Source organism: Fuerstiella marisgermanici, assembly GCF_001983935.1.
In the GTDB taxonomy this organism is placed as follows: domain Bacteria; phylum Planctomycetota; class Planctomycetia; order Planctomycetales; family Planctomycetaceae; genus Fuerstiella; species Fuerstiella marisgermanici.
Map to the genome: position 1 here is coordinate 570,480 of NZ_CP017641.1, position 19,856 is coordinate 590,335.

Consider the following 19,856-nt stretch of genomic DNA (forward strand, 5'->3'; position numbering starts at 1 on the left):
TTCGGGTTTGGAGTTTGGAGACTGCTGCGGAGTTCAAGTTTCGATTCCAATCCTGAAATTTCGAAATCTGAACTCTACAACTGTTCAACAAGGTTTCTCATCGTCGTCAACTGCTGCTGCAATTGGGCGCGGCCGCCTTCGGATTCCAGCGTATCACGCCATTCGTCGTTCAGGAAGTCGGTCTGAGTGCATTCCAGAACGGCCGCCAGTTCCTGCATGTCTTTCTCCAGGCCCTGAGCTGCAGGAATGAATTCACTGAGCGATTTTTCGATATCGTCTTTACTCACCGTCGTCCGCCCGTCCAGCAATGCCACGCGTCGAGCCGTCAGCACCACGCTTTCGATATCTGCACCACTTAGTTCCTTGTGGCGGTCGTCCAGCTTTAGCGAATCCGTTTCTATCGCGACTTTGTTCTTGCGGCCCATGACCTCGAACATGTTCAGAATTTCCTGTTCGTTGTCCGGGTAAAATAACGGGATATGCACTTCCGCTCGTCCCTGGCGTTTTAGGTCGATCGGGAGTAGATCCGGGCGGCAGGTCAAAAGCATCCACATGATGCGGCCTCGATACCGAGTGTCGCCCATTTGCTGAGCGATCATCGAAAAGACCCGGCCGCTGGTTCCCGAATCGCCACTTTGATTTCGATCGCCCAGCGCCGCATCGGCTTCGTCGATGATCACAATCACCGGGCCAAGACTTCGAAGCACGGTTAGAACTCGCTGCAGGTTGCCTTCGGATTCGCCGACGTACTTGCTGCGAAAGTTCTTCAGCTTCACGCACGGAATGCCAATTGATCCGGCGTAGCATTCCGCCAGAAATGTTTTGCCTGTCCCGACCGGACCGCAAATCAGATAACCCATCGGCGCGGCGTCGGAATGTCCGCTACTGATCAGCTTTGCATCCTGCCTTAGCCGTCGACACGCGGCTTCGTGTCCGACCACCAGATCCAGCGTGTGCTTCGGTTCGACGAATTCCAGAAACCCGCTGCACTGGCGTTCAATGGCCGTCTTCTTGAGGTTACGAAACTGAGTCGCGGTCGCTCCGCCGGTGCGCGCCGCCTGGGCCAACAACTGCTCAAGACTTAGCAGGCTTAGTCCGTTTGAATTGCCAATCAGTTGAGACTTCGTCAGTTTGTCGCCGCTGCCATCTTCCGGCACCTTGTCCGCGTTGGCGTCGATGAAACGCTGGCGAGCCGAAGCATCCGGCATGGGTACTTCAATCGCGGTGATGAAGGGGCTTTGAGCCAGCCGATCATTCACCTCGGACAGGCTTTCACTGATCAGGAAAAACGCCATGTTGATTCGGCGAATGTACGGGTTGCGAGCCCAGTCTAAAAAGCGGACGACTCGCGACGCAATGGTGCCGGAAATCTGGACGGGTTCGCCCGGTGGCACAAGGTATTGACCGTAGTCGAACACGACCGCCAATCGTTTGCGCTGCTCGGGTTTTTCTTCCAGCAGGTAACGTTCGATCATCTGATCCAGCGTGGCCAGAATGTCATCCGGCTTACGCGACCAGTTGCGGTAGTGACCGAACAGTCCGGTTAGCTCCCGCATCATTTCCTGATGGCGATCCGAATCCCTTCCCGCCAGCGCCTGCAGGCCCTTGCTGAGATTGTGCTGCAAGACAATGTCCCAGCGGCCGAACAGATATTCGCCCAAGAATTCCGTAACACTCAGGAACTGTGTTTCGCCGTTGGCTTCGCACGGCACCAGATCATGGATATTTCCGTGGAGGATGAAGAAGCACGAGTTACCGGAAAAGTAAGACTCCGCAATCTCCCGCGCCCAGGATGGGTACCAGTCGGGCAAGTCGAGATTGGCGGGTTGAGAATCAGGGTCCGGCATTTTGATGATCAGATTCTGTCAAGTAAGGAGACAGGCAACTTCGGCAATCCGATTCGTTGCAAACAATTCGTGGCCCCGAATGGAACTGCAGAATTTAGCCTTGGGCGTAAGTTCACAGGAAGCGATCACCTAAGAATGTGTAACGCCCTGATTAGGCGATAGCGGATTCAAATGATGAACTTGCTGTCGCCCGTTCAGGGCATTGATGACGTTTCGGGATAAATCCGATGACTCACGCCATCGGCTGCGCGCTGTCGCCCATCCAAGCCAACCGCGGCCCACCTATCAATTCGTTTCCGTCTGCCTCTGAGCCGGACCGAGATCCTTCGCCTCTTCCGCCACATTGGCTGTGGACGGTGTGATCATGCCCATGTCCATTTCGAACTGCTTTAAGGCGTCGTTGGCCATCGCCGCTTCCATGGCTTCTTCGCGTTCAATATCGGCAATGCCTTCATCCGACAGGTCTGCCGCCACTTTGGCTTTGGCTCGGTTCTTATCGATCTTCTCCTGCAGCACCGATTCGATCTGCCCAAGATCCGTTGTCACGTCGAAGTTGAATGTCGTCGCCAGATCGGCCAGTTCTGCTTCGGCTCGGCTGAGCTTCAGTTCTGCGTCGTACTTTGAAATCTTGTCTTTGATCTCGCCGACCTTCTTGGTGGCGTTCTTGATTTTGCGGACATTGTTGTCGTATGCCTTTTCGTGCATCTCCAACTGTTCAACGTTCTCAGCCATCTCGGCCTTGGCCTTCTGCAGCTCCAACGCAAACTTCGATGCGGTATCACGATCGCCGGATTGCAGATACGCCTTGATCTTGGCTTCCAGTTGAGCCACGTGCTTTTTGTTGCCGTCGACCTGACGAGCCACTTTTCGCACCAGCGCCTGATATTCGGCGAGGCCGTCCTTGCCGGACTTCAGCTGCTCAATAGCCTGATCGTACTCGTACTGCATTTGAGCGATCGGGTCGGCCGTCCAAAAAAAGTTGGCCAGCTTGTTCATTTGTGCTTTAAACGAACGCCAGATCTTTCCGATGATCATGAATCTAATTCCTGAAGGGCTTGCTGATGGTAAGTTGAGAGGAGCCTGGTTGTGAACGAATGATGGGAGAGTTCGGATCAGAGTTTTTTGGTCGTTTAACCCGTAGCCGAAGGCGCAGGCGGTGAAAGATGACGCCTGCGCCTTCGGCTACGGGTTAAACAAAACGGCTGGCTTCTTCAGCGCGGGCTAGTCCGCCAACGGCATCACTTCCACCTTGCGGATGTTCACAACGCTGCCGGGGTCATGCTGCTGAAACGCGAAGTGACCTTCTTTGAACGTCTTGTCAAAGTCCAGGTACTCGTACAGTTCGTTGCCGTCGACCGTTACCTTAATACGAGTCACTTCGCGGCCGCGCCAGACATCGTCGCGTACTTCGAGGTCGTAGGTGAACCACGTGTCCGGCTTCACGTGTTGTTTGTAAACGTGGCACATGCCATAGATCGAACCCGTGCGGATGGGGTCCGTGTGCGTGCTGTCGATCTGAGCTTCGTAGCCGTCTGTGAAGCCCGGCTTGCGAGTGGTCCGGAAATACAATCCCGAGTTGCCGCCATCGTTAATCTTCACTTCGGCTCGATAACGAAAGTTCTTGTACGGGCCTTTCGTGTTGACCAGCATCGATGCAGCGCCGGTGCCGGTGAGTGCTCCGTCTTTGACTTCCCACTTGCTGTCGTCACGGCCAACCTTCTCCCAGCCGTCCATCGTCTTTCCGTCGAACAGCGACGTCCATTTTTCTTCCTGAGCGGAGGCGTCTGAAAGGCAGCAAGCTGCACACAGCAGCGTAGCAACGACGAAAGCGAAACGAGTGGTTTTCATTATGAGTTTCCAAATGCTTTGAATGAGTTAGGGCGGTCTACACAGTTCAACACGCGACATTGAAACAGATGTCCGCAGGGTTTTCGAGTCAACCGCCGGTGGATTCATTGGGCAGCGTGCATCCGTAAGTCGGGGCGTTTCTGGATGTTGCTACAGCGTCCGCAAATATACTGAGCTCTCAGGTTCCCCTCACAAAACGCCCGGAATTTCCGGGACAATCCCGTTGTCCCAGCTGGGGGAATGCACCCGCAAGGGCAACGGTTTGCGTATCTTCTTGACGCCCCGGTCTGCGATGCTTACCCTTATATCCGGTAGCCGTCGTCGCAAACTGTGGCGAAACACGGTTTTCCGACGATACATACTTACGTATACGCTCCTGGTCTCGCCCCCTGACAGCGCCTCTTCCCGCCTCGCTGTCGACGCATTGTTTTAACAAGGTGTCTCACATGCTGAACATTTACGGCAAAGCAGCAAAGTATTGCGACGGCGTTTCGCGGCGCAACTTTATGAAGATCGGTGGCCTGTCGACGGGCGCCATCGGCGGGCTGTCATTGGCCGACATGTTGCGTGCGGAAGACGGGTCGACCAGGAAGAACTCCGAGAAGTCGATCATCAATATTTTTCTGGCCGGCGGCCCGCCTCACCAGGATATGTGGGACATCAAGACGGAAGCGCCGTCTGAAATTCGTGGCGAGTTTGGTCCCATCGATACGGCCGTGCCGGGAATTCAGATTGGAGAGTGCTTTCCAAAACTGGCGGCGATGATGGACAAGCTGGTTGTTGTTCGATCAGTGGTCGGGTGCTCAGGCGGTCATGATGCGTTTCAATGCTTTAGTGGTTGGGACCGTCGCAACCTGAATTCGATTGGCGGTCGGCCAAGCATCGGAAGCGTGTTGTCGAAGCTGCGAGGACCGACGTCGCCATCAATACCTTCTACCGTTGCCTTGTGCGCGAAGACGCGCCACGTGCCGTGGTCTGAGCCTGGTGATCCGGGTTTTCTGGGAGCCGCTCATCAGGCGTTTCGTCCAAATGGCGAAGGCATGGACAACCTGACTCTGAACGGAATCACGCTGGACCGACTGCAGAATCGCGGACAACTGCTCACCAGCCTTGACGGCATGAAACGCAGCGCTGACGCCAGCGGCATGATGGACGGAATGGATGCGTTTTCTCAAGCCGCGTTCGGTGTCCTTACATCGAGTCAGTTGGCGGACGCATTGGACATTTCGAAAGAACCGGCCGAAGTCCGCGAACGCTACGGCGACGGCAAGCCGTATCAGTATCAGTACGATGGTGCTCCGACGTGCAACGACCACATCCTTTTAGCGCGTCGACTGGTCGAAGCGGGCGTGCGGTCCGTGACGCTGTCGTTTGGTCGCTGGGATAGTCATGGCAAGAATTTTGACCTTGTGCGAGACCACGGTACGAAGCTGGACCAGGCCGTCAGCGCGTTGGTGCAGGACCTGGACGAACGCGGCATGCTGGACAACGTCACGGTTCTGGTCTGGGGCGAATTCGGTCGCACACCGCGCATCAACGCGAATGCCGGACGAGACCACTGGCCTCAGGTTAGTTGTGCTCTAATGGCGGGCGGTGGCATGCGAACTGGCCAGGCGATCGGATCTACAAACCGACTAGGCGAACGAGCCGTCAGCCGTCCTGTCGACATGCAGGAAATCGTCGCCACGGCCTATCACAACCTGGGTCTGGATCCGATGAACACAACCATCGCAGACCCGAGCGGTCGGCCGCAGTTTCTGGTCGACATTCGTGAGCCAATGGCGGAACTGGTGTGATCGGACTCGACCTTCGACTACAGCGTTTCACGCTGACTTGTGGCCGCGGAAATCGGTTTTGGTCCTACGTGGGACGGTTCCCACGAGCCAGGACCGTCCACAACAAAACGTAGGTTGCTCTAGACGCTGGTCGACGCACAGACAAATTCCAGCCGCGCCGTGACTTTGCCGTCGACCGTAACTTTGCCCTTCATGTAGAAGGCGTTCGACAGTCGTTCCGTCAGTTCAGCTTCGACTGTGATCGTGTCGCCGGGGCGAATCAGCTTGCGGAATTGAGTGTTATTCTGACGCGTGACGACTGGAACTTTGTCGTCACCGACGTCGCTGATTTTCGAAATCAGAACGGCCCCTGCCTGAAAGCAGGCTTCACATTGCAGCACGCCCGGAAATACGGGAAACGACGGGTAGTGCCCCTGAAAAACGGGCAGATCCGCTGGCAAATGCTTAGTGGCGACGATCCGTGAGTCACTGATTTCCGTCACCTCATCCAGCCACAAGAAAGGTGGCCGGTGAGGGATGCACTGCATGATTTCCTGAGTGTTCATCCTACAGTTCGATCTTCAGCTCTTCGATCTTCCGGTACAGGCTCGACAGCCCCAGCTTCAGCCGCTTGGCCGCTTCCTTTTTGTCTGGGCACTGCTTCAGTACGCGAGTGATGTGGAGCCGCTCATAATGTCGCAGAGCCGAACGCAGGTCGTCGGTGTCGGGCAACGCCGTACCGATACCCAGCAGATCCGGTGGAAGATCTGAAGGTTGAATTTCGTCCCCTTCGCACATCATGACCGCTCGTTCGATCGCGTTGTCCAGCTGGCGGACGTTGCCCTTCCAGTGAGCGGCCATCAACGTGCGAATCGTTTCGCTGGTCGCGCCCGTCACGCGTTTGCCCATCGCTTCGGAATGCCGCGTCATAAAGTATTCGACAAGTTCCGGGATGTCGTCCAAGCGTTCTCGCAATGGCGGAATGCGAATTTTGACGCCGTCCAGTCGATAGAACAAATCTTCCTGAAAGTTCGTATCCGCCACTTCACGCATGAGGTCTCGCGATGTGGCCGCGATGATGCGAGCCGTAACCTTTACGGTTTCTGAAGCACCGGCCGGCATGATTTCCTGGTACTCGATCGCCCGAAGAAGTTCCGACTGTGTACCGGGCGGTAACTGAGCGATCTCGTCGAGAAACACGGTGCCTTCGCCCGCCGTACGAAACAGTCCTGGCTGTCCATCGTCGACGCCGAAGAGCTGCGATTCCAAAAGTTCAACCGGCCGTGTGCCGCAGTTGACGGCAAGGAATTTTTCGTCCTTGTTCGGGCCCGCCATATGGATTTCGCGAGCGAACAATTCTTTGCCGGTCCCGGTTTCACCCACCAGCAACACGTTAGAATTTGTTGCGGCGACTTTGCGAATCGTGTTCAGCGTGTCCTGCAATACTCGGCTGCTGCCGATGATCTGATCGAACCCCGCACGACGGTCCAGGTCTTTTCTCAGCCGCTGGTTTTCGACGTACAGATCCTGAAACTTAAACAGTCGCTTCAGGCGGTTAACCAGCTCGTCAAAAATAACGGGTTTCACAAGGTAGTCGAACGCTCCGGCGGTGAAGGCTTCGACCGCGTTTTCGACCGTTGCGTAGGCAGAGATAATCAGTACAAACATGGCCGGGTTCAGGCGATGCAGTCGACGGAGCAGTTGCACGCCGTCGCCGTCCGGCAACTGGACGTCACAAATTCCGACATCGAAGTCGCGTTCACGGACCAGGTTCAGTGCGTCGGTCACGTTGGCCGCGGTCGCCACTTCGAACCCTTCTCCTGCGAGAAACTCAGAAAGCGTCTCGCGGATGATATCTTCATCCTCAACGATCAGGATCGACTTGTTAAAGAACGATGGGTCGGGCACTCTATCAACCTTTTGCAACGGTATATTGAGATCCGCGAAACTGCGGATCGGGGACCGGTACTGGAGTTCGGGAACTGTCCCGAGGTGAAAACGATTTTCTCGCTGTCGAGATAATTGCAGCCTGGGTTCTGGTATTCAATCCGTGAGTGACGGAAACCCGGGAGAAGTCGAAACTTGCGTTGCGGTTTGCCGAAGAAAGCGGAAATTGCCCCGATACCGTTCGTTGAGAATGTTGCGAGACGGAGTGTCTTGGCCACAAACTTGCATAGAATACCCCTACACATTTCCCTACCCGCCAGACACGACCTAACGCACTTGCTGATCCAGCCATCATGAAACCAAACACCCCCAGCCCCGCCCCCCCGCCAGCTCGCAACGGACTTTCAAACGCCACGTTGCTAATCGGAGCAGTTCTCTGGACTGCCGTGTTTGCCAGCGGCATCTTTGTCTGGAAATCTCGCAGCGAAGCCATTGAAGCCGCCCAGGCCAGCGAGGCTCAGGCCGACGAACCCGGCGCGGACGAAATTGTTAAGCCGGGGGAGCAGAAGGCGTCGGTTAAACTTAGCTTTCCTGCCAAAAGGCTGCCGGACTTCGAATTCGACAAAGCCACAGGCGGCACGCTAAGTCTCGACGATCTGAAGGGCAAACGCTGGGTAGCGAGCTTCGTGTTTAGTCGCTGCACCACAAGCTGCCCGGTGATCACCGCGGCCGTCATGCGGCTACATGACCGAGTCGAAAAGTCGGCTCCCGACGTGATGTTTGTCAGCTTTACCGTCGATCCGAAGTATGACACTGCGGATGTATTCCGTGAATATTCAGAAACCTTTACCAAAGGCAACCGAGACCGCTGGAAGTTCCTGACCGGCAGCCAACAACAAATCTACGAACTCATCGTGAAAGGCTTTGGTCTGTACGTGAAGGAAAACCTCGGCGAGTCGCGGCTTCCGGGACTTGAGGTCGCTCATTCCAATCGCGTGGTCCTGGTCAACGAAGACGGCATCCCCGTCGGCACCTTTCTTGGCACCAACGAAGGCGACATGGCCAAGCTGCGTCGCATTCTGTCAGGTCGGGAAGAATTTCCGCAGCCCGGTCCGGCCTCCAGTCCCGGCCTGACTTTCTCGAGAACTGACGGCGGTCCAATGGACATTCAGTTTCAGGTGCAACCGGTCAAGTCGAACGACGAAAGCGAAGCAGACGACTCGCCATCGCCTGCTGATGAATCAGCTGATACACCGTCAGGTGAAGCCACGACCGAAGAATCAACAAGCGACGAAGAACAAAGTGGTGCTGCCCCACCAGCAGGTTCCAGCAATGGTGATGACGATGCTTCCGAAGACAAGTCCACGTCGGCTGTTGATCACAATGCAATCATCGATCAGAAGCTGCCAGCCTGGGCCAGGCCGCTGCCGACTGTGAACGCGAGCCTCAACACACTGGCGGGCATCCTGTTGTTGTGCGGTCTCGCGGCGATTAAGTCTGGTCACAAGACAATTCATCGCAACCTGATGATCACTGCGTTCTTGACGTCGGCCGCGTTTTTGGCATCCTATTTGACCTACCACTATGCGTTGGGCGAATACACGGGAGAACACGGCAAACGGTTTACCGGTGCAGGTGTGTGGGCGATCGTGTATCAGCTTGTATTGTGGCCACACATTATTTTGGCGGTGTTCGTTCCGTTTCTGGCGATCGCCGTCTTCCGCCACGCCTTCGCAGAACGCTGGGACGCTCACAAACGACTGGCCCGCATCACGTTTCCCATTTGGATGTACGTGTCTGTTACGGGCGTCGTGATCTACGGAATGCTGTACCACTGGCCATGGCCGGCACCGGCGGACGTGTAGCCGCAACACCCTTCGGCAAGTGATTTTTTAATCCGCATTGAATTCACTCTAACAAGCTGCAAGGCACGGAGATCCGGACGACGCGAGTCTGTTGGTCGACGACGCCATCAGCGCGGCACATCACGCGGGGAACGTGAATTAAATAAGTGACGGTGTCTTCCCTCACGAAAACGACCTCCGCACGATCAGATTTCCGGGGGGGCGTCATCATAAGAAAGCCGAATTGCTTCCCATCGTTTAACCCGCAGCCGGAGGCGTGGCCGGGGACGGCTGTGCCGCAGCGGAAGCTGAAGATTTATGGACCCCGATCAGAGGACGCCTGCGCCTGCGGCTGCGGGTTAAACGATGTCTTGGACGCGCCATGCGAGATCCGTCAGTAATTTAATCGACGTCCCGAGCGTGATGGCCACGTAGCCGTCATCGCTCCGCATGACGAGCCGCGCAAGGCTTGCATTCGCCCAACAGAAGGCGCCGTCCGAACGGTTGAGCCGCGATCGATGTTTTCCCACCACCCACAATATTGCGGCGGCGTCTCACTTGGGTTCGATACCGGCTGCTGGAGGCATTTTCTCTTCGTATTCGGCGGGCTTTGGCTCTTGTTCGCGTGCGGGAGTGCGATCTCTCGAAGGTCGCTGAAAAGGTCGCTGAAGCCGAGCATCGCCCAGGCGGTCGTCGTCCGGCTCCGACCGCATCGGTGTATCTTTCGGCAATTCGTCCGGGGGATAGAAGTCATTTGGGTTGTACGGAGTTGGATCCACCGGTGCCTTCACCGCGTCCATCGGCAGGAAGCGGTCTTCCGGTAGCGACATCATGCGGTCTAACTGTTGAGTCACAATCTGATCCTTCTTCTGCTTGCGTTCGGTGACTTGTCGAGACGCTTCTTCCAGGCGTTTGCGAAGTTCCGTCAGCAGAGCCTCCCGCGCCTTTTGTTCGGCATCGAACTTCTGTTGCAGCAGTTCCTTGAGCGGAGTCCGCATGTTTTCCCGAGTCCGACGGTCTCCAGCAGCCAGCAGATCGGTGACGAGTTTTGCGATTGCCTGATCGACCGGCGCGACGGCCGGGCTGGGCGAGGCACCAGCACGAGGTGGAAGATTGTCCGGAGCAAAAAGTGGATCTGGTAGCGGCGATGGCGCACGGTTACGCGGGGACCGATTCTCCAACGAATCGCGTGGGGCGTTGAAGAGGAAGGGGACACCCGAATTCTTATTGGGGGGCGTCTCTGGGAAGTCACGTGAGTCAGAATCTGGCGGCATCCATCTTCCGCGTGCGCCGAAATCATCTGTTCGCTGCTCTCTTAGATGAACCTCGATTTCGCCCAGATTCACCAAGTTGTCCGCATCGTCACCACCCGCTTGCTCCGACACTTTGGCGATGTCTGACGCGAGAGCTTCGTAAGTGCTGATGGCCTTTCCCTCGTCATTAATGTCTCGCTGTTTCAACATCAACAGCGAGACGTTGTATGCCCCTGCTGTCAGCACACACTCAAACGCGCCGTTGCGACCAACATTCTCAGACACATTCCGGCTGGGTAGCATTTCTCGTTTCCCGCCCGGACGTCCCCAGACGACCGTTTTTCTCACGGCCTGTTCCAACGTCTGCCCTGCATAGAGCTTCTCCCACTCCCGATCCACGAGCGAGTTGAACGACACCATCAACTCAGCCTGTCCAGCCTCGACGCCGTTGGCCGTTCTGTTGACAGTCACGCGACGTTCGAAGATTTCGTCCGTCAGCTTGATGCGGCCTTTCACGGTGATGACGGAGAAATCAAATACGTTTTCTGACGGAGCATCCTGCGGGAATGGATTCGGCCCGGCCTTATTTGGCACTGCACTCTGCCACCACTGCACGTTACCAGCCACTTTGGGATCAGTATCGTTTTCGCCCTCTTTCTCCGGCGCCGCCAGCTTCAGCCGGAGTCGCCCGGGCGGCAGCTTCGTGAATGTGTACTCACCGTTTTCTCCAATGTCGACGGTCTGAGTAATCGAGACGAGCGGCGGCCCATGTACTCGCTCATTGGCGTCCAGATTCAGCATAGCCGGACTGAATGGGAACGATTCCCAGCGAGCCGACACGCGGCGCTCAGCGGGCGGCTTTTTGTTGAGTGTAATTCTCCCCGACGCCTGGCTCCACGGTTGAAGCTTGATGACTTTTTTACCGTTCGATTCTTGGAACCCTTTGGCCGTCGGCGCATGAATGGCGTATCCCGATTCATGAACGATCACAAACTTCGTGGGACTGGTTACAGGCGTTTCGAACGTGCCGTCGTCGTTAACTGGAATGCTCCGCCGCTCTTGTTGTTGAGAAGGTAAGAAATGATCTGCCTGCGAAATCTTGATTTCTGATGATGCATCGCCAGCAATGTGAATATTCACCATGTCGCCCCGGTACACTTCCACTTGAGCTAGTCCGGCCGGTTCGCCAGAGGGGGTGTGAACGACGAAGTTAGTTGGCGCTAATGGCTCTGAGTCGAACGGAATATTACCAGCAAACGGCATAGCAGGCTCCAATGAGTTTGCAGGCCGACGGTTCGGCCTGTCAAAGTCATCGCGTTGCCCTACCGCAACCGTGGTCAGCCCGGAGCACAGCACGGTCAGCAATGTTAGAGTCGTCACTCGCATGAAAGGTCTTTCGTTTCTTGAGTCTTCGTTCCACTTCAGCCGTCTGAAGCGGTTCGTGTTTTTTAGCGGTTATGTCAAAGCCTGAGTTTAGGATTAGCCGACGGGCGCTAGCACCGGTTGTCAAGCGAACAACCGGGGCTAGCGCCCGTCGGCTATTATTTCGAGCCGAAGTCGCCAACCATGGGCTTACGGCGGAGGCCGATCATGGCCGTCTTTGCTGGCGTTAAACAACGGATACGGCTGTGTGCTCTCATCGGTTTTCCAGTCGTTCAAGGTCTGATTCAATCAACTGCAGGAGCCCATCCAGTTCGCGGCCGTCCACGTCCGTCACCTGAGGTGAGACGTTCTGCCGTTCTGATTGCACAGGAGTTTCGACCACCGGTGTGGACTCGATGATCATCGAACCGTCTGCCACAGGTGCAGCGTGTTGGTGTTTTCGCTTGAGTTGATCCAATTCGGGGGGACTCAAAACGGCTTGCAACACTGGCACCGCATCCTTTGGGGGGCCGACTTCCATCGGCGGCCACCAAAGTCGCACGGCCCAAACCGACAGCAGCGCGACTGCGACGCCTGCCGCCCACACCGATGCTCGTTTCATGTTTGCCGTGCCTGCAGCTTTGCTTTCGCTTGCCGCTGTGCCGTCTCGACGTCGCAGAGGTGTCCCGCTCGCTTTTGGCATTGCGGCCGTGAGTCGTTTCTCTGCCGCCGCAGCGTTGGGAAGTCGTTTGGCTGCGTCGAAGGCGTGCAGCGATTCCACCAGTTGACTCAGCCAACCAGGCACGTCGTCCAGTAGCGACGCCAGCTTCGGTGGTGGTAAGTGGCCGACTTTGCGAACCGTTTCTGTCCCCGATAATTCCGCCACCGGAGGTCGGCCGGTCAACATCGCGAACAACAGAGCTCCCAGGCTAAACAAATCGCTCCGCGAATCGGTGGGTTCGCCGCGGGCCTGTTCCGGTGCCATAAACTGAGGCGTGCCGGCGAGAGATCCGGAACGCGTCAGCGTGGCATCGTCGACAGCGCGAGCCAATCCGAAGTCGGTGATGACGGCTCGTTCTGTGTCGCCCGAAAGCAGAATGTTGGCAGGCTTGATGTCGCGATGAATCAGTCCCTGCGCATGTGCCGCCTGCAATCCGGCCGCTACCTGTCGGGCCACGCGCAACGCTTCCAGAGGCGCCAATGCCCCGAAACGTTTTAGGCGTTCTTCCAGTGACGGACCAGGCAAGTACGGCATCACCAGATACGGCAGACTCTGATATTCGGCCACCTGATACACGGCGATCACGTTGTCATGCACGACTGCCGCCGCCGCTTTGGCTTCGCGAGCAAAACGGATTCTGGCATTTTCGGATGCGGCAAGGTTGGGCGACAGAACTTTCACCGCCACGAAGCGGTCCAGAGCCGGGTCGCGAGCTTTGAAGACAACTCCCATGCCCCCGACGCCGACGCAGCCGCTGACTTCGAACGGGCCGATGCGTCCCAGCATGCGAGGATCATCGGTCGGTCCCAGCAACGCCAGTGGCCAGGCTGGAGCGGCATTCACTGGCTCAACATCTTCGTCGAATGCATCGGGTCTTAAAGCCGTCGCGACTGACGACCAGTCATCGCTGGAACCTGCCGAATCCGCCAACCGCTGCCGGCATTCGTCGCACACGTTCAGGTGCTGTTCCAACGCGACTTCGTCCTGTGGAGACAGCAGGTCGTCGAGGTATGCTGGAATATGGTCGGGGTGGCAGGACATCTTAAGTTTCAGAGTCTCGGTTTCGTGAATGCGGTGGCATGTTGACGGACGCCATGTGTGGTTCACCTCCCCCAAAGCGAAGCTTAGTGCGGAGGTCGGACGAGCGAAGCGACGTCCGGGAGGGGGCTTGCATTGGCACGCACCGACAACGAGGTGGCGGACCCTGCCCCGATCTTGCTTCGCTCGATCGACCCCTCCCACAATAAATTGTGGGAGGGGTGCTAGCGGGAGTTGTGAGTTGCACATTTCGTCACGTGAATCCTGATTCGTGGACCGCCTTGCGAATTCGTTTCAACACACGACTTCGAGACGCATAGACAACTCCCACCGAAACGCCCAATTCATTCGCCACCGTCTCAACAGCACGGCCATGAACGGTGGTTTCTTCGAAGGCTGCCCATACAGTCGACGTGCAGTTGGCTCGTACTTCTGCCGCAGCGGATCGATAAAGCATCAGGCGTTCTTCGTGTTGCCACGTTTGTTCTGCCGTGACGTCGTCTGTTGGCACTTCCTGCAGAAGATTCAGGACCTCAGATTTGCCCGACCCACGTTGGCGGTGGTCTCGTTCAATCAGCTTGAGTGCGGCGTTGCGTGTGACTTGAGCCATCCAACTGCGAAACCGTCCCCGCTGCAAATCCGGCGGACGGCGATGGAACGTGTCGGCCACCGATTGCAGAACTCGCTGAGTCGCATCGTCCGCATCGGCATCCTGCAGGCCCATGCGGCGAGCGAATCGGAACACGGCCGGTCGGTACAGTTTTAGAAATTCTTCCCAGACTTTCTGGTCATCACCATCACGCAACTGCAACAACAGACTTGCGGAAGTGAGGGGCCAGAGGGACATCGGCTTGGGTTCTGGGATTGAGGGTTTTGAATCAGCAGATTGTGTATGGAATCCGGCTCGACGGAAAATCTGACACGCTGCGGCTCAGAAAACGCAATTCTTCCGACAATTGGCGACAAACGCCACTGTCCTGGCCACGTGGAGACATCGCTGGGTGCCTCCACGCCTTGCTGTGCCGTGGATTTCGCCAGAAATCCTGAGCTGCGTTCGAATCGCAGGAACTCTGGCGAGTCCCTCTACGATGCGGGGCGCATCCTAACCGGCGAATGATCCCCGCATCGGTCAACGTAGAGAACTCATTAAACGGGGCGGCCACTTTGTTGGAGCGCGCGGCGGCTGGTGTTAGACTGGTCTCGAACGTCCGCAGAGCAAACGTTGCTCGCACCAAACGAACAGGCCGGCCCCCATTGCGATACGACTATATCACACTAACGATCACGCAGCGTGCGTTGCAGGGGATAGCGCTTGGGTGGATTTTTGTTTCGGTGAGCCCGCCGGTTGGTAGCGTTGACAGTACTGCCGCTGTGATGGCTGTTTTATGTCTCGCGACTGCCGCTTGTGGAATGGGCATCGGGACGGCTGTGGACCGATGGATTCGCACGGCCCGATCCTCACGCGTCGCGACCATCATCAGCCTGCTGGCAATCGCCTTGGGGCTGTTGACCGGTTTGATGATCTCCAGCCCGAATGCGACCGTGATATCTGCTCTGCTGATCGGTTTTGGATCGGGAACCGACTGGTCATCGACGGCCGAACTGGCTCGCCAGGCGTTCCCCAACCGTCGACGCTGGTACGGCATGAGGTACTGGACGATGGCGTTTGTTGCTGGCATTGCCACCGTCTTGCTTATCGGCGCGGGGACAGGTGTTGCGGTCACTGCGGCCATGGTTGCGATTGGTCTGATCCCGGCTTACAGCGGCCTGCCTTCGCCCTCCGCAGAAAACGTAGAAACGGCTGCTGAGTCGCCTCCTGCTGAACGTGCGCCTGCTGAATCTGCGGCGATCGCACAGGAACCGGCCAGCGAAACTGCTGAAACCGATGACAACGCCGAATGCGATGCGACCGAATGCTGCGGTGGCTCCGGCCGAGCGTTCGTTGCGCCGAAGTTCTGGCACGGCGTGCTGCTATCGGCTATTGGCTTTGCCGCCCTGTTCGGACCAATCGCCTTGCTGCTGAGTACGGCTGCCGGGGCGGCAGATGGCATGTCCATGCGCATCGCGGTTGCTGGCGGCTTGCTGGCGGGATTCTGCCTGATGCTGAATACTGCTCCGCGAGCCGGCTATACCATCACACTGTTGCCGTTTCTGACGTTGGGTGTCGTTTTGTCAGGAGTGCTCGGCATACTTGAGACACCTTTCGAAGGGGAATGGATTGCCCGTTTTTTGCATGCGGTTTTTGCAGGCGGTGTCGTGTGCGGTATGTCTGCGTTGACTGGCGAATTGTTTCCGGACTGTGCAACGGATCCGCAACGAACTCGAACGATCACCGTCGCTCTGTTTGCGACGACTCTGTTGCTGCTGGCTCGCGGGTTGATCGGGTACCTAACCAATTCCACTGCGACGTTGCACTTTGTTGATTGCGGCGTGTTTGTGGTCGGGCTGCTGGCCATTCGAGCGATTCCGGTTCCGGTGATTTCAAGTCTCGGCAAAGCAGACAACGCGGACGATGATGACGAAGAGCTGAACGATGTGATCGCGTCGTTGAATGCTTAACGTCACTTCAGGAGACGCAGCAGTTCAAACAGCCATGCCGTGAAGGCATCGTCGATACTGCCCGCCACGTGAGCCACTTCGCTGTGATCCAGCGGAGCATCCGAAAGGCCACTGGCCACATTCGTGATGCAGGAAACGCCGAGAACATCGATGCCTCGTTCTGCGGCAACAATCGATTCTGGAACCGTGCTCATCCCCACCGCATCCACGCCCAGCGTTTGCAGCATGCGGACTTCGGCCGGCGTTTCGTAACACGGACCGGACATCATCGCGTACACGCCGCAATGCAACGTAAGCGGTGTATTGATGCTTTTTGCCCGTTCAATTAGCTGAGGACTCCACAGGCGGCCGCACGAACGTCCCCGCGCATCGCCGTGCCTGAGTTGCACGTTGGCAAAGGACCAGTGGCCATCAATGAGCATCAGGTCACCCGGTCGGAATGCCGCAGCAATTCCTCCGGCGGCATTTGTGACGATAAGTCGCTGGACAGAAAGCTGGGCCAGCATGCGCGCTACGAAAGTGACTTTTTCCAGCGAATGACCTTCGTAGGAATGCACTCGCCCCTGAAAAAGCAACACGCCTGAAAGGTGGCCGCTGCCGATGACGACTCGACCGGCATGTCCGGCCACATTGGAGGTGGGCAGGTGAGGCAGGTCGGCGTAGTTGACAGCGATACCGCCGTCGGCCATTGCAATTTCGCCGGGGCTGCCAAGGCCGGAGCCCAGAATGACGGCCGTGTGAAACTGAGGATTCAAGCCACCGGCCTGCGCGATGCGTTGCAGTTCGCGCGCGGCGGGCTTGCAGTCTGACAAAGACGTCGGCATGTGTGCGTTGTCACTTATTGACGTGGCAAGCGACTTCTACACAGAAGCCGTGCCCCGAAATCGCTTCGTTCGATTGCCCCTCCCGGCAACAAATTGCGGGAGGGGTTACCTTCAGAAAAGCGGTTTCAGGGCGTTCAGCCAATCCGTTACGACTTCGCAGCAGCCAGTGCAGCGTCGTAGTTGGGATGCTCAGCGATTTCTGAAACGTATTCGACGTGCTTCAGATTTCCGTCGCCACCGACAACGAATACGGCGCGAGCGAGGCAGCGGTCGAGTGGGCCGCCTTTGATGAGCACTCCGTAATCTTCGCCGAACTTCGAGCAGCGATGAGCGCTAAGCGTTTTGACGTTTTCGACACCTTCCGCACCACACCAACGCTTTTGGCCGAATGGCAGGTCCATACTGACAACCAGCACTTCCACGTCGCTTAGTTCGCCGGCGGCGACGTTGAACTTGCGAGTTTCTTCGTGGCAGGTGGCGGTGTCCAGCGATGGCACGGTGGCGATCACTCGAGTTTTTCCGGCGCTGCTGGCCAAAGTGACTTCTGCCAGCCCGTTATCCTGCAGTGAAAAATCAGGAGCGGCACTGCCGACAGTGAGGGCGGCACCGGCCAGATCAACGGGGTTACCTTTGAGCGTAACCGCTCCACTTCGTACTTCAGACATCAAGATTCTCCGGTTTCAAATTCGGACTGCTGACTTCTTGTTTCGGCGCGTAGTATGGCTTTTCCCAGTGGGGATGCAACCACGCCGTGAAGGCCGTCCGATTTGAAATCGAAGTCTTTTGTTCAGGTTATTCAGCTTAGTGATGGTCGCATTTTTCGCAACGCTGGTCTGGTGCTCGCAGCAGATAGGCGGGGCCGTACTTGGAATGCCCGTCGTGTAGCGTGTGCGGCGTGTAATCCATGCGGAACGGATCACATGGCCGAGCGAACAGGTCGCCGTAGCCACGTGGGCGGAACTGCTGTGGGGCACAGCGCTGCCAGGCGGTCAGGGTTGCCGCTCGCGGTCGATGCCAGCGTGTGAACGCATGCATAGGCGACGGAAAATGTTTGAATCCGTAGCCCGGTGAAGCTGGCGACCCGATGTCGGCCGTTTGCCGATATTGGTCGAAACCGTTGATTTGGTCCGGATGGACAGAGTGCGATTCAAACTGCGGCGGCATCCCATGCGGCGGGTGGATGTGGTCGGGGTGCACACTTGCCAGACGCGTTGGATTCGTCGCCGACACGGCGGTTGTTGTATTCGCAGTGGTCTCATCGCCGGGAACTCGAGGTTCGTCAGCCGACCCACGGCTTACCAGGGCGAGAATCGCAACAACAAAAACAGCGGGCGGTGTGAGTGAACGCATCCTGCTTCTCTCCGCAAAATTTCGGCAATGGAGCACGACAATCCGTTCGCCCTCCTTCACCACTAAGGATCGTCCTTGCCTGAGACAGGCCTGCAGAAAGTATTGGTCGTCGTGTTAGTGAGGGGCCAACCCGCGTTGATCAGAGCGACGGTAGCGATTTAGCGGGCTGTCCGGCTCCACAGCTTGCTGTACCAGCAAACCTCGTGCTTACCCGATCGACAATTGCAGAGGCAATCGACACAGTTTGCCGGACCGGAATTACAAGACATGTCAATGAAAACACTGAATCGCGTGCGTCTACGGACACTCATCGACGTTAAGGTTCACAACTGTGAGATGCGTCGTTAAACTGCGGGCCGAATCCCGACCGCCCGCGTTCGTTTCGAGTTCCCCCATGCCTTCCCACAACTCCGTCGCCCCTGAAACCGCTCTTGATGTTGCGATGGAGGCTGCTGCCATTACAAATTCTCGCGTGACGAACAAGAAGCCATCCGACGGCCAACGCCTACTGTTTCGCCGGTCTGACCGGACGAATAAATTGATGCATATCGGGATTCGCTCGATCGGTTCCTGCGTTCCGGACCGCATCGTCGACAATTCCGAACTGGAAACAGCCTACGGCTTCGAACCTGGCTGGATCGAACGGCGAACCGGGATCAAACAGCGTCGCTATGCGGCCGACGATGAAGGCACCAGCGACCTGGCTGTGCGAGCGGCTCGCAAAGCCATTGAGAAAGCCGACGTCGATCCGGCTGACATTGACCTTCTGCTGATTGGGACGTTTACGCCCGATTACACCTGTCCGTCCACCGCGTGCCTTGTGCAGCAGAAGCTGGGCCTGGACGCACCGGCCGTGGACCTGCAGGCGGCGTGTTCCGGCTTTATGTACGCACTTGCCACGGGGGCTCAGTTTGTCGCCACCGGAAATTCCAAGCTGGCTCTGGTGATCGGTGCGGACATCAATAGCCGAATCGTAGAACCCTCCGACAAAGGCACCGCACCGTTGTTTGGCGACGGTGCTGGCGCTGTGTTGCTGGAGGCCGGTTCGGCCGACCAGGGATTAGTCTGTTATCAACTGGGAGCCGACGGTGCCGGAGGCGGCATGTTGGATCGCCCGGTTGGCGGGACCAGTCGTCCAATCACGGCTGAATCCGTCGCGGCGGGGCAGCACTTTCTGAAGATGGACGGTCGCAACGTGTTTAAGTGGGCCATTCAGGCAGTGACGGATTCCATAGAAACGGTGATGCGGAAAGCGGATGTTTGCGTCGACGACGTCAAGCTGTTCGTGCTGCACCAGGCGAATATCCGCATCATCGATCACGCGATGAAGGTGTTGAACATTCCTCCCGAAAAGGTGTTCAACAATCTGGATCGCGTCGGCAACACGTCTGCAGCGTCCATCCCGCTGGCATTGGACGAAGCTGTCGAACAAGGCAACATCAACCCCGGCGATCTTGTCCTGATGTGCGGCTTCGGCGCAGGACTCACATGGGGCACCGGCCTCTTCCGCTGGTAAGCTGAAACTGCGCGAAGCGGGCTGCGTTCGGC

The 19,856-nt window shown here is 57.1% G+C and carries 15 protein-coding genes; 4 read left to right on the forward strand and 11 right to left on the reverse strand.

The window, feature by feature from the left end:
- Positions 1-74: 74 nt before the first annotated feature.
- The 3 genes from Fuma_RS02050 to Fuma_RS02060 form a co-directional block, all read right to left on the reverse strand.
- Positions 75-1,847, reverse strand: a complete 1,773-nt coding sequence (locus tag Fuma_RS02050) for an ATP-binding protein (RefSeq protein WP_077022664.1) — start codon at positions 1,845-1,847, stop codon at positions 75-77.
- 285 nt (positions 1,848-2,132) lie between these two features.
- A complete protein-coding gene (locus Fuma_RS02055; RefSeq protein ID WP_077022665.1) occupies positions 2,133-2,882 on the reverse strand; it encodes a PspA/IM30 family protein in 750 nt (249 codons plus the stop codon).
- A 186-nt stretch (positions 2,883-3,068) separates the two neighbouring features.
- Positions 3,069-3,695: a 3-keto-disaccharide hydrolase gene (locus tag Fuma_RS02060; RefSeq protein WP_077022666.1), complete on the reverse strand. Its 627-nt coding sequence runs from the start codon at positions 3,693-3,695 to the stop codon at positions 3,069-3,071.
- Between the two features lie 446 nt (positions 3,696-4,141).
- Here Fuma_RS02060 and Fuma_RS02065 point away from each other — a divergent pair, with 446 nt between their 5' ends.
- On the forward strand, positions 4,142-5,491 hold the full coding sequence (locus Fuma_RS02065; protein WP_077022667.1) for a DUF1501 domain-containing protein: 1,350 nt from the start codon (positions 4,142-4,144) through the stop codon (positions 5,489-5,491).
- A gap of 119 nt (positions 5,492-5,610) precedes the next feature.
- Here the strand turns inward: Fuma_RS02065 and fabZ are convergent, their stop codons facing one another.
- Both fabZ and Fuma_RS02075 read right to left on the reverse strand, forming a co-directional pair.
- Positions 5,611-6,036: a 3-hydroxyacyl-ACP dehydratase FabZ gene (gene fabZ, locus Fuma_RS02070; RefSeq protein ID WP_077022668.1), complete on the reverse strand. Its 426-nt coding sequence runs from the start codon at positions 6,034-6,036 to the stop codon at positions 5,611-5,613.
- Between the two features lies 1 nt (position 6,037).
- Positions 6,038-7,378, reverse strand: coding sequence for a sigma-54-dependent transcriptional regulator (locus tag Fuma_RS02075; protein ID WP_077022669.1), 1,341 nt, complete (start codon positions 7,376-7,378; stop codon positions 6,038-6,040).
- A 332-nt stretch (positions 7,379-7,710) separates the two neighbouring features.
- Between Fuma_RS02075 and Fuma_RS34035 the strand changes: the two genes are divergently transcribed.
- Positions 7,711-9,222, forward strand: a complete 1,512-nt coding sequence (locus Fuma_RS34035) for a DUF420 domain-containing protein (RefSeq protein ID WP_083731732.1) — start codon at positions 7,711-7,713, stop codon at positions 9,220-9,222.
- Between the two features lie 533 nt (positions 9,223-9,755).
- Here the strand turns inward: Fuma_RS34035 and Fuma_RS02090 are convergent.
- From Fuma_RS02090 to Fuma_RS02100, 3 genes are all read right to left on the reverse strand, one after another.
- Complete coding sequence (locus Fuma_RS02090) at positions 9,756-11,840, reverse strand: hypothetical protein (RefSeq protein WP_077022670.1); 2,085 nt, start codon at positions 11,838-11,840, stop codon at positions 9,756-9,758.
- 250 nt (positions 11,841-12,090) lie between these two features.
- Positions 12,091-13,578: a protein kinase domain-containing protein gene (locus tag Fuma_RS02095; RefSeq protein ID WP_077022671.1), complete on the reverse strand. Its 1,488-nt coding sequence runs from the start codon at positions 13,576-13,578 to the stop codon at positions 12,091-12,093.
- A gap of 250 nt (positions 13,579-13,828) precedes the next feature.
- A complete protein-coding gene (locus Fuma_RS02100) occupies positions 13,829-14,422 on the reverse strand; it encodes an RNA polymerase sigma factor (RefSeq protein ID WP_077022672.1) in 594 nt (197 codons plus the stop codon).
- Positions 14,423-14,949: 527 nt separating this feature from the next.
- On the opposite strand from Fuma_RS02100, the gene Fuma_RS02105 reads away from it, so the two are divergent.
- On the forward strand, positions 14,950-16,134 hold the full coding sequence (locus tag Fuma_RS02105; protein ID WP_145943915.1) for a hypothetical protein: 1,185 nt from the start codon (positions 14,950-14,952) through the stop codon (positions 16,132-16,134).
- Positions 16,135-16,136: 2 nt separating this feature from the next.
- Here the strand turns inward: Fuma_RS02105 and Fuma_RS02110 are convergent, their stop codons facing one another.
- The 3 genes from Fuma_RS02110 to Fuma_RS02120 form a co-directional block, all read right to left on the reverse strand.
- Positions 16,137-16,958 carry a purine-nucleoside phosphorylase gene (locus tag Fuma_RS02110; RefSeq protein WP_083731734.1) on the reverse strand — a complete coding sequence of 274 codons (822 nt, stop codon included), beginning with the start codon at positions 16,956-16,958 and terminating at the stop codon, positions 16,137-16,139.
- A 146-nt stretch (positions 16,959-17,104) separates the two neighbouring features.
- The gene (gene tpx / locus Fuma_RS02115; protein ID WP_077022674.1) at positions 17,105-17,623 is read right to left on the reverse strand and encodes a thiol peroxidase; all 519 of its coding nucleotides are present in this window, start codon (positions 17,621-17,623) and stop codon (positions 17,105-17,107) included.
- A gap of 136 nt (positions 17,624-17,759) precedes the next feature.
- The gene (locus tag Fuma_RS02120) at positions 17,760-18,308 is read right to left on the reverse strand and encodes a hypothetical protein (RefSeq protein WP_077022675.1); all 549 of its coding nucleotides are present in this window, start codon (positions 18,306-18,308) and stop codon (positions 17,760-17,762) included.
- Positions 18,309-18,702: 394 nt separating this feature from the next.
- Between Fuma_RS02120 and Fuma_RS02125 the strand changes: the two genes are divergently transcribed.
- A complete protein-coding gene (locus Fuma_RS02125; RefSeq protein WP_229360831.1) occupies positions 18,703-19,824 on the forward strand; it encodes a 3-oxoacyl-ACP synthase III family protein in 1,122 nt (373 codons plus the stop codon).
- The last annotated feature ends 32 nt before the right edge of the window (positions 19,825-19,856 follow it).

Coding starts and splice junctions, on each gene's coding strand:
- Fuma_RS02050 (WP_077022664.1), bottom strand. CDS start 1,847: ATGCCGGACCCTGATTCTCAACCCGCCAATCTCGACTTGCCCGACTGG.
- Fuma_RS02055 (WP_077022665.1), bottom strand. CDS start 2,882: ATGATCATCGGAAAGATCTGGCGTTCGTTTAAAGCACAAATGAACAAG.
- Fuma_RS02060 (WP_077022666.1), bottom strand. CDS start 3,695: ATGAAAACCACTCGTTTCGCTTTCGTCGTTGCTACGCTGCTGTGTGCA.
- Fuma_RS02065 (WP_077022667.1), top strand. CDS start 4,142: ATGCTGAACATTTACGGCAAAGCAGCAAAGTATTGCGACGGCGTTTCG.
- fabZ (WP_077022668.1), bottom strand. CDS start 6,036: ATGAACACTCAGGAAATCATGCAGTGCATCCCTCACCGGCCACCTTTC.
- Fuma_RS34035 (WP_083731732.1), top strand. CDS start 7,711: ATGAAACCAAACACCCCCAGCCCCGCCCCCCCGCCAGCTCGCAACGGA.
- Fuma_RS02090 (WP_077022670.1), bottom strand. CDS start 11,840: ATGCGAGTGACGACTCTAACATTGCTGACCGTGCTGTGCTCCGGGCTG.
- Fuma_RS02095 (WP_077022671.1), bottom strand. CDS start 13,578: ATGTCCTGCCACCCCGACCATATTCCAGCATACCTCGACGACCTGCTG.
- Fuma_RS02100 (WP_077022672.1), bottom strand. CDS start 14,422: ATGTCCCTCTGGCCCCTCACTTCCGCAAGTCTGTTGTTGCAGTTGCGT.
- Fuma_RS02105 (WP_145943915.1), top strand. CDS start 14,950: ATGGCTGTTTTATGTCTCGCGACTGCCGCTTGTGGAATGGGCATCGGG.
- Fuma_RS02110 (WP_083731734.1), bottom strand. CDS start 16,958: ATGCCGACGTCTTTGTCAGACTGCAAGCCCGCCGCGCGCGAACTGCAA.
- tpx (WP_077022674.1), bottom strand. CDS start 17,623: ATGTCTGAAGTACGAAGTGGAGCGGTTACGCTCAAAGGTAACCCCGTT.
- Fuma_RS02120 (WP_077022675.1), bottom strand. CDS start 18,308: ATGCGTTCACTCACACCGCCCGCTGTTTTTGTTGTTGCGATTCTCGCC.
- Fuma_RS02125 (WP_229360831.1), top strand. CDS start 18,703: ATGCCTTCCCACAACTCCGTCGCCCCTGAAACCGCTCTTGATGTTGCG.